This window comes from Brachybacterium tyrofermentans, from assembly GCF_014897585.1.
GTDB classification, from domain to species: domain Bacteria; phylum Actinomycetota; class Actinomycetes; order Actinomycetales; family Dermabacteraceae; genus Brachybacterium; species Brachybacterium tyrofermentans.
Map to the genome: position 1 here is coordinate 24846 of NZ_JABUXW010000015.1, position 14858 is coordinate 39703.

At 70.6% G+C, this 14858-nt stretch carries 10 protein-coding genes and 1 tRNA gene; 6 read left to right on the forward strand and 5 right to left on the reverse strand.

Annotated elements, in window-relative coordinates:
- The first annotated feature begins 64 nt into the window (after positions 1 to 64).
- Positions 65 to 1702 carry a variant leucine-rich repeat-containing protein gene (locus tag INT49_RS12235; RefSeq protein WP_193118030.1) on the forward strand — a complete coding sequence of 546 codons (1638 nt, stop codon included), beginning with the start codon at positions 65 to 67 and terminating at the stop codon, positions 1700 to 1702.
- 135 nt (positions 1703 to 1837) lie between these two features.
- On the opposite strand, the gene INT49_RS12240 is transcribed toward INT49_RS12235, so the two are convergent.
- The 3 genes from INT49_RS12240 to INT49_RS12250 form a co-directional block, all read right to left on the reverse strand.
- Positions 1838 to 1909, reverse strand: a tRNA-Thr gene (locus INT49_RS12240).
- 73 nt (positions 1910 to 1982) lie between these two features.
- Positions 1983 to 2816, reverse strand: a complete 834-nt coding sequence (locus INT49_RS12245; RefSeq protein ID WP_193118031.1) for a DsbA family protein — start codon at positions 2814 to 2816, stop codon at positions 1983 to 1985.
- A gap of 172 nt (positions 2817 to 2988) precedes the next feature.
- Positions 2989 to 5226: a serine/threonine-protein kinase gene (locus tag INT49_RS12250; protein WP_193118032.1), complete on the reverse strand. Its 2238-nt coding sequence runs from the start codon at positions 5224 to 5226 to the stop codon at positions 2989 to 2991.
- A 220-nt stretch (positions 5227 to 5446) separates the two neighbouring features.
- Here INT49_RS12250 and INT49_RS12255 point away from each other — a divergent pair, with 220 nt between their 5' ends.
- The 5 genes from INT49_RS12255 to INT49_RS12275 all read left to right on the forward strand — a co-directional run bounded on the left by INT49_RS12255 (position 5447) and on the right by INT49_RS12275 (position 11842).
- Positions 5447 to 6124 carry an AIM24 family protein gene (locus tag INT49_RS12255; protein ID WP_193118033.1) on the forward strand — a complete coding sequence of 226 codons (678 nt, stop codon included), beginning with the start codon at positions 5447 to 5449 and terminating at the stop codon, positions 6122 to 6124.
- 46 nt (positions 6125 to 6170) lie between these two features.
- Positions 6171 to 8591: a circularly permuted type 2 ATP-grasp protein gene (locus tag INT49_RS12260; RefSeq protein WP_319021605.1), complete on the forward strand. Its 2421-nt coding sequence runs from the start codon at positions 6171 to 6173 to the stop codon at positions 8589 to 8591.
- Positions 8581 to 9570 (forward strand): transglutaminase family protein, encoded by a 990-nt coding sequence (locus tag INT49_RS12265; RefSeq protein WP_193118034.1) that lies wholly within the window; start codon positions 8581 to 8583, stop codon positions 9568 to 9570. The genes INT49_RS12260 and INT49_RS12265 overlap by 11 nt, the downstream gene beginning before the upstream one ends.
- Positions 9571 to 9820: 250 nt before the next feature.
- On the forward strand, positions 9821 to 11287 hold the full coding sequence (locus tag INT49_RS12270; protein ID WP_193118035.1) for an FAD-dependent oxidoreductase: 1467 nt from the start codon (positions 9821 to 9823) through the stop codon (positions 11285 to 11287).
- Between the two features lie 165 nt (positions 11288 to 11452).
- The gene (locus tag INT49_RS12275) at positions 11453 to 11842 is read left to right on the forward strand and encodes a DUF1304 domain-containing protein (RefSeq protein ID WP_193118036.1); all 390 of its coding nucleotides are present in this window, start codon (positions 11453 to 11455) and stop codon (positions 11840 to 11842) included.
- A gap of 314 nt (positions 11843 to 12156) precedes the next feature.
- On the opposite strand, the gene INT49_RS12280 is transcribed toward INT49_RS12275, so the two are convergent.
- Together INT49_RS12280 and INT49_RS12285 are read right to left on the reverse strand one after the other, a co-directional pair.
- Positions 12157 to 13113, reverse strand: coding sequence for a DUF559 domain-containing protein (locus INT49_RS12280; RefSeq protein ID WP_193118037.1), 957 nt, complete (start codon positions 13111 to 13113; stop codon positions 12157 to 12159).
- A gap of 516 nt (positions 13114 to 13629) precedes the next feature.
- Positions 13630 to 14841, reverse strand: a complete 1212-nt coding sequence (locus INT49_RS12285) for a pyridoxal phosphate-dependent aminotransferase (RefSeq protein ID WP_193118038.1) — start codon at positions 14839 to 14841, stop codon at positions 13630 to 13632.
- Positions 14842 to 14858 lie beyond the last annotated feature (17 nt).

Below are 14858 nucleotides of genomic sequence, written 5' to 3' on the forward strand. Positions count from 1 at the left end.
CGTTCGCGCTCGAACCGGTCCTGGGCGCCCCCGTGAGCCCGCGTCGACGCAGAGGGAGTGGGATGTGGCAGAGACACGATCAGCCGCAGAGGAAGCACGCGATCCGAGCACGACGCCGGAGCGCCTTCTCGAGCTCACCGAGAAGCATCCCCAGCTGCAGAAGCTGATCGTGCTGAACCCGTCCTGCCCCGACGTGGCACGGCAGTGGATCCTGGCCACGAACCCCTGGGCCAGAGCGGCCTTCGAGGAGTCCACGAGCGGCGCGGGCGAGACACCACAGGCCGAGGATCACGCCGAGGCCCGCGAGGACAAGACTCCCGCCACGTCCCGCGAGGACGAGGGTGCCGGCGAGCCTGACGAGCGCGGCGACTCCGACGAGTCCAGCGACCCCGATGAGTCCGACGAGAGCGATGAACCCCACGAGGTCTCCGTCTGGGGCAACTTCTCCGAGGACGGTCTCTGGGGCGATGCGTCCCAACCCGCCGTCGGAGCAGGCAGCCACGCGACGCACCGGGCCGACGGAACGACATCCGCCGGCGCCTCCGGACCGGTGCGGGTGCGGGTCGCGGAGGATCGCGGCGTGGTCCCGCTGGGCCCTGTGAACCCCTCCGCCTCACCGTCGACCGTCTCGCCGTCGTCTGCCTCGCCGTCGAGCGCCTCACCATCGACCCCGTCGCCGTCGGCCGCCGGCCTCGCCGGGGCCGGTGCCGGTGCCGCGGCGGCAGGAGCTACTGCCGCCGGAGCAGGCGGCGCAACGGGCTCGCCCGCAGCGCCTGCCTCGCCGCCCACCGCTCAGGCCTCTCCTGCGGCGGCAGCGCCGACGTCCGGATCTGCGTCGGCCGGTCCTGCACTGTCCGGCGCGGCGCCGACCGGACACGCGCAGCCCGGTCCGGCATCTCCCCCGGCCCCGTCGCCGTCCACCGCATCGGCCCCGCCGTCGGCCGGGCCTGATGCGGCCGCACCGGCGCTCGGGGCGGCCGCCTGGCAGGGTTCTGCCCCATCGCCCCAGCACCCGGTGGAGCCGACTCCGACAGCCGCCTACGGGCTGCCGGCGTTCTCCGGCCCCGCCTCAGCGCAGTACGGCGCCGGCTCTCCGCCGCCTCCCGCGGGTTCCGGCACCCCCGAGGGCACCGATCCGTCGCGGCGCCGCTTGTGGTTCGCCGGCGGCTGCTGCCTCCTGCTGGCGATCGTGCTGCTGATCGCCGGCGGCTTCGGGGCCCGCGCCCTGCTGGCGGGCAACGACGACGAGTACCAGCGCGACAGCACAACCACCGCCGAGGAGGCGCCCTCGTCCGCTCCCGAGGAGAAGCCGACCACGACGGAGGAGACCCCCTCGAAGGACCCGGTCTCCCCCGCCCCCGATGGTGCGCACGAGATGACCGAGCTCCAGTCCCCTTCCGGGAACATCACCTGCCAGCTCGAGAAGGACACCGTGGCCTGCTCGATCGTGGAGCGCGGCTTCACCGGGGCTGGGCTCGAGGACTGCTCGGACGGCCCCTTCTCGATGAAGGTCAGCAAGGGCACAGCCGTTCGCGCCTGCGGGTCCTCGTACCTCAGCGACACTGCCGAGACCCTCGACTACGAGGAGAGCGCCAAGCACGGCAGCACGGCCTGCACCAGCCGTTCCGAGGGAATGACCTGCTGGAACACCGACACCGGGCACGGATTCTCGGTCAACCGGGCGTCGTACGAGACGTTCTGATCCGCTGGTCTCACGCGTCGGCCCGCCCGGGCCCGCCGCACCTCGCACAACGGACGACGAACGACGAACGACGAACGACGAACGCGGAACGACGAGGACCCCCTCGGATCGATGATCCGAAGGGGTCCTCTCACGAGCTGGAGACGGGAATCGAACCCGCAACCACCTGTTTACAAGACAGGTGCGCTACCGTTGCGCCACTCCAGCGGGTGGGCGCGGCCGATGCCTCGACCGCACCCGGAAGTCTAGAGGACCTCAGAGGGCCCCGCAGACAGGCTGATCAGCCCTGGCCGGCGTCCGAGGCACCACCGGCATCTGAGGCCGCGGACTCGCCGCCGGCGGCCAGAGCGGCTTCCCGCAGAGCGCCCGGAGTGGTCCAGTCCTGGAACTGGGTGCCGTCGATCTCGACGTACGGCGTGCCTTCGGTCTTGCCCTTGGCGTACGGCTCGGCGATCTCGCGGACCCACGGACGGTAGGTCTTGGCGTCGATCGTCTCCTTGGCAGCGGCGGATGCCCCGGCCTCCTCCGCATACGCCCAGATCTCGTCATCGGTGAGACCGGCCGTGTTCTCCGCGGGCTGGTTGGCGAAGAGGAGCTGCATGAAGGTCATCGCCACTGCGGGGTCCTCCTCGTACACGGAGACCATCGCAGCCGCGGTACGGGTGGAGTAGTCACCGGTGGTCGATGCAGGATCGAGCAGGCGTCGCGGGACGAGGTGAAGGGTGACCTCCTCGTCGGCGACCATCTTCTGGACGTCCTCGCCGTTGATCTCCTCGAACTGACCGCAGATGGGGCACATGAAGTCCAGGTGCAGCTCGACGACGGGCTTCCCGGACCCCTCCGGGGCGCCGAACGTCAGGTACGGCTGGTCCTCGCTCATGCCCTGAGGCACCGCGACGGGCCCCTCCGGCTGCACGGACCGGTAGATGAGGACACCGATACCGCTGGCGATGGCGAGCGCGACCACGACGATCGCCGCGATCACGACGGTGCGCACGGTGCGCTGGCGGCGCTGCTCGGCCTGGCGCTGCTGGCGCAGGGCCTCGCGCTGCGCCTCGCGACGCTCCTGCGCCGACTTCGATGGCGTTGACTTCGACGAACCGGACGCGGCCATGAATGCTCCTAGCCCCCGATCCGGGGCTGCGGTGGGTAACAGGTCGATGAGAGTTTAACCGTCGATCCCTGGGTGCGAACGGGATGGATGGGCCACTTCACGCCGGTCGGCCCCGCGGACTGGGGCGATGCTGCTCCCGACGGCCCGATTCGGGCGCGGCTCGCACGGCATCTCAGCGGCGCCAGATGGCGATGTCCTCCAGCGTGGGACCGTCGGGGAAGGGGAAGTAGTCGACCACGCCCTCGCGGGCGAGCACCGTGAAGACCACGGCACCGAGCAGCAGGATGAGCAGCACGAGCACCACGGCGGTCCACACCCGATCCGGGGCGGCAGAATCGAGCATCCGGTGCGCCCCGTTGCGGGTGGTCCGGCTGCCGATCCCGACCCAGGTGATCAGCAGCGTCACCGCCATCGCGGTCCCGAACGCGGCCCCGTCCGGCGGGGCGGTCCCCTGGAGCAGCGTCCAGGCGGCGTCCAGGGCGATTCCGACGAGCACGCCGAGGATGAGCGGGAACAGCGCCTGCAGCGCGATCTCGAGCAGACCGAGCAGGAAGCGGAAGGGGCTCGCGAACCCGGCCGCCCAGGTCGGACCGGATCCCGTCGAGCCGCGCAGGCGCCTGCCGGCGACCGCGTTGTGCGACCGCTCCCAGGTGCGGGCGAGCGCACCGAGCAGGAGGAACACCGCGAGCGCCGGATACGGGGCGACCGCCGCGAGCGCGACGATCAGCAGGTGGCCGATCCACACCAGGAACGGCCGTCGGGGTGGCAGCGGGGAGGCCCAGGCGCCCAGCATCCGCTGGCTTCCGTCCGCGCCCGGGACGCCCTGCTGCGGCCCGAACTGCTGCGGCACAACCTGCTGCGGCGCGAGCTGCTGAGGAATCTGCTGCTGGTCCACCGGGTGCGGGTGCTGCTGCGGAGCGTGCTGGGGAGGCATCGCCCTCTGCACCGGCGCCGCGGAGGGCGGGTGGGGGCCGCGCTGCACCGGATGCGGCGAAGGCCCGGGGAAGCCGGAGCTCTGCTGCTCCGCCGGTGCCGAAGGAATGACGGGCAGCTGCTGCGTCGGAGCGGCGAACACCGGGAGCGCCTCCGTGGGCGCCTCGACCGGTGTGCTCTGCCGCGGCAGCGCCTCCGTCGCCGCGTCCGTCGGAGCGTCCTGCGGGGAGTTCACGCGCGGCAGCGCCTCGGTGCGCTGCTCGGCGTAGCTGTCGGACGTGCCGTCGGCGGGCTGCTCGCTCGGCGTGCCGGTCACCGGAAGCATCTCCGTGGGCGGGTCGCCGGCCCCCGTCGCCGAGCGGCTGTCCAACGCCTCGGTCCCGGCCGTTGCACCGGAGGGCGCAGCGGAGGATGTCGTCGCACCGGATGCCGTCGCACCAGATACAGCGGCCGCCCCGGCAGCCGCACCCGCAGCCGCCGGCAGCGCAGCAGTGGATCCATCGGCCCGGAGCGCCTCCGTCGGCCCGGCGTCCTCGAAGCGCGTGAGATCGAGCTCTGCGAGACGAGCGAGCAGATCCTGCGGGGCGGGTCGTCGCTCCGGCTCGGACTGCAGGGCCGAGCGCAGCCAGTCGGCGAGCTCCACGGGGAGCCCGTCGACGTCGAGCTCACCGCGTTCCGCGCGCAGGAACACCAGATCGGCGCGCCCGCTGCCGAAGGGATCGCGGCCGGTCGCCGCGAAGGACAGCAGCGCGGCCCAGGACCACCAGTCGCCGGCCTCGCCGGTGTGGTCGGTGCGGATCACCTCGGGGTCCAGGTAGGCGGCCGTCCCCATCACCAGCCCGGTCGAGGTCAGGCGGGATTCCTCGGCGGCGATCGCGATCCCGAAGTCGATGATCACCGGATCGAGCCGGTCGCCGTCGGGATCGAAGACCGCGAGATCCTCCTCGGAGGTCCCCCGCAGCATGATGTTGCTGGGTTTGAGATCACGATGGATCACGCCGGAGCGGTGGATGGCCTGCAGGGTGTCGCCCATGACCAGGCCGATCTCCCGCACCGCCTCCGGATGTAGCCCGCCGTTGACCCGCACCGCGTCCTCGAGCGTGGGGCCCGGGACGAACTCGGTGACGACGAAGGCGTCGGAGGACTCGAGCTCGGCATCGAGGATCCGCACGATGTTGTCATTGCGCACGAGCTTCTGCGCGGCGACCTCCCGAGCCAGGCGCTCGCGCGCCCGGGGGTCGTCGGAGATCTCGTGGCGCAGCAGCTTGATCGCCACGTCGTGGCCGTCCGCGTCCTGGCCGCGGTAGACGATCCCCATGCCGCCCGCGCCGATCCGACCCAGGATCTCGTAGCCGGAGTCCTCGGCGAGCGCGGTCAGGCGCGGATCCTGCCGCGCGCTGCGCGACGTCCTCGACGATCCCGGCGCCCCGGAGAGCCCAGAGAGCCCGGGGGAACCGGCAGACGGATGCTCGACCATGACCGCCATGCTACGAGGCGCAGGACTCCGATCGCGCCGACTTCACCGCTCCCCCACACGGCCCCCACCGCAGATGCGCACGCCGAGCCCGCTGCGCACCGTCCCGGATGTGCTCATGCGCTCCCGTAACGGGTCCCCCTCGTGAGACGATCCCCGAGCGGTGCGGTGGGCACCGCGGTGACCGCGGCCACGGCCCGGCATCCGAGAGGAAGGGCTCCCAATGCGCTCAAATCTGTTCGACGCAGCAAATCAGGAACGACAGACGACCGACCGATGGGCACTGCAGTCCAACAAGATGCTCCGCTGCTCGCTGACCCCCGACGCCCCCGAGATCATCTCGGCCTCCGGCGCGATGGTCGCCTACCAGGGGCAGATGGACTTCTCGTACCAGGGCTCCGGCGGCGGCATGAAGCTGCTCAAGAAGATGGCCACCGGCGAGGGCGGCAACATGATGCGCACCCGCGGTCAGGGCGAGATCTTCTATGCCCGCCAGGCCGACGAGATCTTCCTGATCCAGCTCGAGGGCGAGGCCCTCACCCTGAATACGAAGAACATGCTCGCCTTCGACAGCTCCATCCAGTGGGACATCAAGTCCCTGGGCGGGGCGGGCTTCATGGCCGGTGGTCTGTTCAACCTGTTCCTGCAGGGGCAGGGCATGGTCGCCGTGACCTCGGACGGCCCGCCGATGCTCCTGGACTGCTCCCAGCAGCCCACCTTCGTGGACCCGCAGGCGGCAGTGTGCTGGTCCGCGAACCTCCAGCCCCAGATCAAGAACGACTTCAAGATGGGCTCGCTGATCGGGCGCGGCTCCGGGGAGTCCTTCCAGCTGGGCTTCCACGGCCCGGGCTTCGTCGTGGTCCAGCCTTCCGAGGGCATCCAGATCCCCAGCAGTTCCTGACCGCAGCATCCAGCATCGATCCGCCCCGGATGCCTACGATGGTCCGGTGAGAATCGCAGCACCTGGAGCACCGGTCGACGAGCTGGCCGCGCTCGGCCCTCGAGGCCGGCGCCTGGCCGCGACGTCGGCGGCGAGCATGTTCGCCGCCGACGTCTCCGCGCCGACGCCCGTGATCGACCCCGTCCCGGTGGTCCTGGACGCCGAGGACTGGGACACGCTCTCCGCGGGCCTGATCCAGAGGGTGCGACTGCTCGACGCCCTCTACGCGGACCTCTACGGCCCCCGCACCGTGCTCGGCACGGACGTCGCCCCGGCCGCCGAACTGCTCCAGGATCCCGCCTATCTGCGCTCCGCGATCGGCATCCCCTCCCGCGGCGCCACCCACCTGTTCGCCGTGACCAGCACCGTCGCCCGCCAGGCCGACGGCAGCTGGGTCGTGCTCGAGGACAGCGTGGACGTCCCCGACGGGGCGGGCTTCGCCCTCGAGCTGCGGCGGGTCCTCTCGCGGTGCGCGCCGTCGCTGTACCGGTCCACGGAGCTTCGCCGGCTGCATCCCTTCTTCGACACGGTGCGCACGGCGCTGCACCGGCGCACCCGCACCGACGGTCGCGCCGGGAGAACCGTCGTGCTCACCGCCGGCGACCCGGACGATCCCCTGCGTGCGTTCGATCAGAGCTGGCTCGCCAACCTCCTGGGCTCCCCCGTGGTCTCGGTCGGCGACCTGCAGACGGGGTCGGGTTCGTTGACGCTGCGCCTGCCCGGCGTGGATTCCGATCCCGGCGACACGGTCGATGCGCTGGTCCGGCTGCTCCCCTCCGCCCAGCTGGATCCGCTGGACCTGGGCCCCACGCCGTACGGCGGGGTCACCGGACTGGTCGAGGCCGCGCGCTGCGGTGACGTCGAGATGCTCAATCCCTTCGGTGCCGGACTGCTGGAGAACCCCGCCCTGCGCGCCGCCCTCCCGGACCTCTGCCGCCAGATCCTCCACGAGGACCTCCAGCTGCGTCCCGCAGCCCCGACCGTCGGCGCGTCCACCGGCGCAGAACCGGCCCGCTGGCTGTCGTCCGATCCTGCCGGTGGCGACGACCTGGTGGAGCGTCCGGTGCGGCTGCGCCTGATGGTGATCGCCTCCGAGGACGGCTACGAGGTGCTGCCCGGCGGCGTCGCCCACACCGATGACGAGGCCCCCGAGGCGCTCAAGGACATCTGGGTCACGGTCCCGGAGACCTTCGCCCTGCCCGAGGGTGCCGACGAGGAGCCGGGCGGCGAGCGGTCACCCGGCACGGGGTCGACGAGCGGGGGAGCGACCAGCGAGGGCTCCGCACCCGGGCGGGCAGACGCCGTCGACTCCGGGGCGGCACCGGCGAACGGGGCCGGAGTGGACCTCGGGGTGCTCACCGCGTATCCGGCGATGACCCGGTCCATCGGCTCGGACCTGTTCTGGTTCGGCCGCTACCTCGAGCGGGTGGACTCCACCGCGAGGCTGCTGCGCACGGTGCTGGACACGTCGAACGATCTGGGCTCGGAACGAAGCGCCTCCGCCGGCACCGCGCAGGCCGTCCTGCTCGGCGCGGTCACCGACGTGACCACCACGTACCCGGGATTCCTGGACCTGGACCCGCAGGATCCGGAGTCGGTGCGCAGCGAGATCTCCAGCCTGCTCACGGACAGCGGCCGGCCCGGGTCGCTCGCCCAGTCCTATGCCTCCCTCGCGCACACCACCCGCACCCTGCGTGACCTCATCTCCGACGACGTCTGGCCCGTCATCGCCCGCATGCGAGGCAGCTTCCACCTGCTGGCCGGCAGCGACAACCGACCGCTCGAGCAGGGCCTGACGGACATCGTCGACGGCTGCCTGACCCTGTCCGGGGCGGTCGCCGACTCGATGCCCCGCAACCTCGGCTGGGATCTCACCGAGGTGGGCCGGAAGCTCGAGAGGACCATGGGGCTGCTGTCCCTGCTGCGCGCCACCCTGGGACACCGCCGCACCCGTGCCGCGGAGGCCCGCATCGCCGGGGCGGTCGCCCTGATCACAGAATCCGGGGCCTCCTACCGGCGCACGTTCCATGCCGCGGTGCAGCCCGAGCTCCTGCTCGAGCTGCTGCTGCACGACACCACGCTGCCCCGCTCGATCGCCTTCCAGCTGGACCGGTTGAACTCCACCCTGGACCGGCTGCCGGAGGTGACGCCCTCGCCCGAGCTGCGGGCGCCGCTGACCGCGCTGCGCTCACGCATCGGCTCCTGGGAGCCGCAGGAGCTGCTGAGGCCGGCATCGGGAACGGCGCCGGGCTCCACCTCGGCCGTTGCGTCGGCCCCCACACCGGCGGCACGCGGTGGCGCCCCGACCTCGATGCTCGAGGAGGCCGACGCCGCGATCGGCTCCCTGCGCGAGCTCGCCACAGCTCTGGAGAACCGATTCTTCCGGCCCTCGGAGTCCACCTCCCGATGGGGGATCGATGATGTCTGATCACCAGCACCTCCGCCCGCAGGCGCCCGAGATCCCGCTGCGCAGCGAGGGCGATCCGTCGGCCGACGCCGTCGACTACCTCGTGCACCACCTGACCAGCTACCGCTATGCGAAGCCGGTCTCGCGGAACTACGGGCGCGCCCACGTCGAGCCCCGCGCCACCCCGCACCAGCGGGTGCTCTCCCATGAGGTGGTCGTGGACCCGGTCCCCACCCGGCTCACGGCCCACACCGACTTCTACGGCAACTCCTCGACCTATCTGCTGGTCGACGGCCCGCACTCCCAGCTCGACGTGCACTCCCATGCCCGGGTGACCGTCTCCGAACGGCGCTACCCCGCCGAGGCGATGTCGCGTCCCTGGGAGCAGTGCGGACCGGATCATTGGGGTCCGCTCCTGCCCGCGGAGAGCATCGATTTCGTGCATCCGTCGCCGCGGATCCCCGACCAGGGCGAGGCCCACGAGATCTCGGCGCGCGTGTTCACGCCGGAGCGCCCCATCGGGGAATGCCTCGCGGATCTCACCGGGTGGATCCACGCGAACTTCACCTACGACTCCCGCGCGACCACGGTGACCTCGACCCTGGAGGAGGTCCTCGCGGAACGGCACGGGGTGTGCCAGGACTTCGCGCACGTGGGGGTCGCCGCGGTGCGGGCGGCGGGCCTCGCCGCCCGGTACGTCTCCGGCTACCTGCGCACGGCGCCGTCCTCCGAGGGCGCCCTGGTCACCGAGCCGGCCGACGAGATGATCGGCTCAGCCGCCTCCCACGCCTGGCTCAGCGTGCTCGTGCCCGGCATCGGCTGGGTGGACATCGATCCCACCAACCGCACCTTCGTGGACCAGCGTTTCGTCACCACCGCCTGGGGGCGCGACTACGCGGACGTCCCGCCGCTCAAGGGCATCGTCGTCGGGCCGCCCGGAGCGACCAGCACCCTCGACGTCGCCGTCGGCGTGGTGCCGGTGGCGCCAGGGACTCCCTGACGACGTTCGGCCGAGGGTCAGCGCTCAGCGTCCAGCCCTCGCTGTTCGGCGTTCGGCGCTCATCAGCTCGGGCATCTCCCTGATCAGCACGGGCGCTGCGCTGGATGGCGGCCGGCGGCGGCGCTGACGGGGTCAGCCCGCTCACACGGACCGCGGTCGAGATGAATTTCGCGTATATGGTTATGCGGAAATCAGCGTGCGTCCGACGGCGCACCGGACCAGGCGCCCCGCGCCACGAGACCGAGGTGAGATGTCCTTCTCCCAGCAGCCCTTCCGTCTGGCCGTGATCGGCTCCGGCCCCGCCGGCGTGTACGCCGCCGAGACCCTTCTGCGCACCGAGCGCGCCAAGAACGGTGACCTCGAGGTCGCGATCGACCTCTTCGACCGCCTTCCGGCACCGTTCGGCCTGATCCGCTATGGGGTCGCCCCCGACCATCCGCGCATCAAGGGCATCATCACCGCCCTGCACCGGATCCTCGGCCGCGGCGACATCCGCTTCCTCGGCGACGTCGAATTCGGCACCGACCTCACGGCCGAGGATCTCCGCACCCACTACGACGCGGTCATCGTCGCCACCGGGGCCCTCAAGGACGCCGATCTCGACATCCCCGGCATCGACCTGGACGGCTCCTACGGCGCCGCCGACTTCGTGGCCTGGTACGACGGCAACCCCGACTACGCCCGCACCTGGAATCTCGACGCCGAGTCCGTCGCCGTGATCGGCAACGGCAACGTCGCCCTCGATGTGGCGCGCGTGCTCTCCAAGAGCGCCGACGAGCTGCTGCGCACCGAGATCCCCGCGAACGTCCACGAGGGCCTGCAGTCCGCAGCGACCACCGATGTGCACGTCTTCGGCCGCCGCGGCCCCGCCCAGACGAAGTTCTCGCCGCTCGAGGCCCGCGAGCTCGCCCACCCCCAGGGGCTGCAGGTCGTCATGGACCCCCGTGACGTCGAGCAGATCACCGACGCCCAGTGGGCGGCCATCAAGGCGGACAAGCGCACCGACCAGGTCACCCAGACGTTCGTGGGCTGGCTCGAGGAGCAGCAGCGCCGCGAAGCAGCCGGCGAGGAGCCGACGGACAGGAACGGCGGCCCCGTGCAGCGTCGCCTGCACATGCACTTCTGGCACCGTCCCGTCGAGGTCATCGGCGAGGACGGGAAGGTCACCGGCATGCGCTTCGAGCGCACCCGCCTCGACGACGAGGGCCGCGTCGCGGGCACCGGCGAGTTCATCGACTACGAGCTGGGCGCCGTCTACCGCGCCGTCGGCTACCACGGCTCCGAGCTCCCTGGCATGCCCTACGACGCGAAGCGCGGCGTGATCTGCAACGTCGCCGGCCGCGTCACCGAGGCCGATGGCACGCTCGTGCCGGGCGTCTACGCCAACGGCTGGATCAAGCGTGGTCCGGTGGGCCTGATCGGTGCCACGAAGTCCGACGCGATCGAGACCATCGCGAGCCTGCTCGAGGACATCGACGCCGGTCGCCTGACTGCCGCGCCCGAACGCGACAACGATGCGATCCTGCGCCTGCTCGAGGACCGGGGCGTGCAGTACACGACCTGGGACGGGTGGACGGCGCTGGACGAGCACGAGAAGGCCCTCGGTGCCGCCGCGGTGGATGCCGACGGCGAGCCCCGTGCCCGCGTCAAGGTCGTCGAGCGCGACGAGATGGTCTCCGTCTCCCGCGCCGGGATGCCCGAGCCCTCGCACACCTGATCCGCTGGGCGCGGGGCGCATTCCGCAGCGCTCAGCGCTTCCTCAGGGCTCAGGGCTCAGGGCTCAGGGCTCAGGGCTCAGGGCTCAGGGCTCACTTTGCAGGTCGCAGGACGCAGGACGCAGTTCGTTGTCGCAGTTCGTTGACCCATACTCCCGGAGGTTGCTGTGCTCGTTCTCGGATCGATCTTGGCTCTGGCCGCGGCACTGCTCCATGGGTTCATCTTCGCCCTGGAGTCGCTCCTGTGGGGCACGCCCCGCGCCCAGAAGGTGTTCGGGAAACAGAGCGCTGCCGAGGTCTCCACGACTCACGACCTGGCGTTCAACCAGGGGTTCTACAACCTGTTCCTCGCGGTGCTCGCGGCGCTCGGCGCAGTCCTCGCCCTGGCAGGGGTGACCACGGTGGGCATCACGCTCATGCTCGCCGGCACCGGGTGCATGCTCGCCGCGGCGACCGTGCTGCTGCTCAGCTCTCCCGAGCATCGGGGAGCCGCGGTGAAGCAGGGAACGCTCCCCTTGCTCGCCGTGATCACGCTGCTGATCTCCCTCGCGCTCTGACCGGAGACGCGCAGGCCCACCCGTTTACCGGCGAGTCAGCAGACCCCACTCGCACGCTCGCTCAGCAGCAGACATACCCCCGCACCCCTGGCCGAAAAGCCGACACGCCCCGCCCGCCTGATCGATTCCCTTGATCCGTTCCACTCATGAAGCGAATCAAGGGAATCGGGGCATCCGCTCGGTGAACCGAACCCGCACCGGACGACACCCCACGACCGCAGAGCACGGGCACAGGCACAGGCACAGGCACACGCACACGCACACGCACACGCACACGCACACGCACAGGCACACTGCCTCAGGTACCGCTCGGATCACGCCGCTGGCCGTTGGGCGACGGCTTCGGTGTGGGCTCTGATCCGCTGTTCGGCAGATCTGATGGCTTCGTCCAGCAGGGCGAAGAAGCTCTTGGAGTCCTTGTGGTCCTCCACGGTGATCCGCAGGACAGCCCACCCTTCGCGGTGCAGCAGCTCGTCCTTCGCGTGGTCCTTCTGCGCCTGCTTCAGAGTGAAGTGGTCCTTGCCGTCGTATTCGATCGCGATCCTCCACGCGGGGTACGCGAGATCGATCCAGTACTCCTTGCCGGTCACCGGGTCCCGGAGAGGACGGTTCGTCTCAGGCTCGGGATACCCGGCTCGGATCACCATCAGCCGCGTGGCGGTCTCGCGGGGAGAGTCGACCCAGTCCCGGGCATCACGGACAGCTGCCCGCAGGGCACGTATCCCGTGCGCGCGTCTCCCCCGGCATGCTGTCCGCACCGCGTCCACCGTGAGCCCGCCCGACACTCGAATTCGTGATCCCAGAGAATCGATGCAGGCCACGAGCTCGTCATAGCTGAGCAGGGGCGCAAGGTCCAGCAGTACGGAGAACGGATGCTCCACCGTGACTCCGTCGATGACGAATGACGGCCGATCCCTGCGCACGTGGACCGTGAGCTTCCGCGCCGAGCCTCGTTTCTGCTCGGGCTGCACCGTGCAGTGGATGGCCGCGCCTCCCTCCCAGGTGAGCTTCTCCGGCAGCGGGAGTCCGAGTATCTCTGCCGCCGTGACGTGGCAGATGAGACTGCCCGGGATCACTCTCCTCTGGAGGATCCGCGCCACCGCAGCGACCCCGGCCGGCTGCGCGGTCACGGTGTAGCACCCGGGAAGCACCCGCAAGAACTCGGGGCTCGACAACCGTCGGGTGCTCACGCCCATCTTGAGCATCCCCGCGCGCGTGAACACCCGACCCGGCGGAATGGTTCCTCCAGTACTGCCCTTACCGCTGCTCATCCCTCGACAGTAGGAGCGCGGTGGGTCGCAGAGACGGCTTCGGCCCCCACAGTGGACAAGGTCCGCTGGGGAGGAGAGACGAGAGTCGAGCACGCCCGGTCGCCAAGAGGCAGGTCAGGTCAGGTCTGAGCCGACGCGCCGAACGAATCCACGAGAACGTCCCGCCAGTGTCACGAATCAGGGGAATCGGCACCCGGAGACCGGAACGGGGCACGAGGAACGGGGCACCCGGAACGGGCACCGCACGGGCACCGCACGGGACACGCGACACGCGACACCCTGCCGTCACGCGCCAGGTCAGGGCCGACGCGCCGAACGAATCCACGAGAACGTCCCGCCTGCGTCACGAATCAGGGGAATCGGTCAACGGGCGAGGCGGAAAGGGACCCTGGGGACGGGTTAGCAGGGCAGCAGGGCAGCAGCTCTGCGACCCAGCGCTCACGGGGCACGACGCTCAACGACCCAGCACTCACGGGGCACGACGCTCAACGACCCAGCACTCACGGGGCACGACGCTCAGCGGCGGATGCTCGCGAGGTAGTCGCCGATGCGATCCACGGCGTTCGCGAGCATCTCCGCGGACGGCAGCGTGACCAGGCGGAAGTGGTCCGGGGTGTCGAGGTTGAAGCCGGTGCCGTGGGTGACCAGCAGCTTCTGCTGACGCAGCAGGTCGTAGGCGAACTGCTCGTCGTCCTCGATGGCGTACATCTCGCGGTCCAGCTTGGGGAACATGTACAGCGCCCCCTGCGCCTTGATCACGCTGACACCGTCGATCGCACTGAGACCCTCGTAGGCGACGTCGCGCTGCTCGCGCAGCCGCCCGCCGGGAAGCAGCAGCTGATTGATCGACTGGTGCCCGCCGAGCGCCGTCGCGACGACGTGCTGGGCCGGGACGTTCGGGCACAGGCGCATGTTCGAGAGCACGTCCAGGCCCTCGATGAAGCTGGTCGCGTCGTCCTTCGGCCCGTACAGCGCCATCCAGCCGGCGCGGAAGCCGGCGACACGGTAGGCCTTGGAGAGCCCGTTGAAGGTGATCGACAGCAGATCCGGGGCGAGCGAGGCGATCGAGGTGTGGACCGCGTCGTCGTAGAGGATCTTGTCGTAGATCTCGTCGGCCAGGATCATCAGACCGTGGGTCCGGGCCACCTCGACGATGTCGCGCAGCACGTGCTCGGGGTACACGGCGCCGGTGGGGTTGTTGGGGTTGATGACCACGATGGCCTTGGTGCGATCGGTGACCTTCGAGGCGATGTCCTCGACGTCGGGCCACCACTGCTGCTCCTCATCGCAGCGGTAGTGCACGGCGCGACCGCCGGCGAGCGACACCGAGGCGGTCCACAGCGGGTAGTCCGGCTGCGGCACGAGCACCTCGTCGCCGTCGTCGACGAGTCCCTGGCACACCATCTGGATCAGCTCGGAGACACCGTTGCCGAGGTAGACGTCGTCGAGGTCGATGCCGGGCATGTCACGCATCTGGTAGTACTGCGCGACGGCACGACGGGCCGCGGGGATGCCCTTGGAGTCCGAGTAGCCCTGCGCAGTGGGCAGGTTCTTGATCATGTCGACGAGGATCTCGTCGGGCGCCTCGAAGCCGAACGGTGCGGGGTTGCCGATGTTCAGCTTGAGGATCGCGTGGCCCTCGGCCTCCATGCGCGCAGCCTCTGCGGGCACCGGTCCGCGGATCTCGTAGCACACGTCGCGCAGCTTGGAGGACTGGGTGAAGATCATTCGGGGACTCCTGGCCT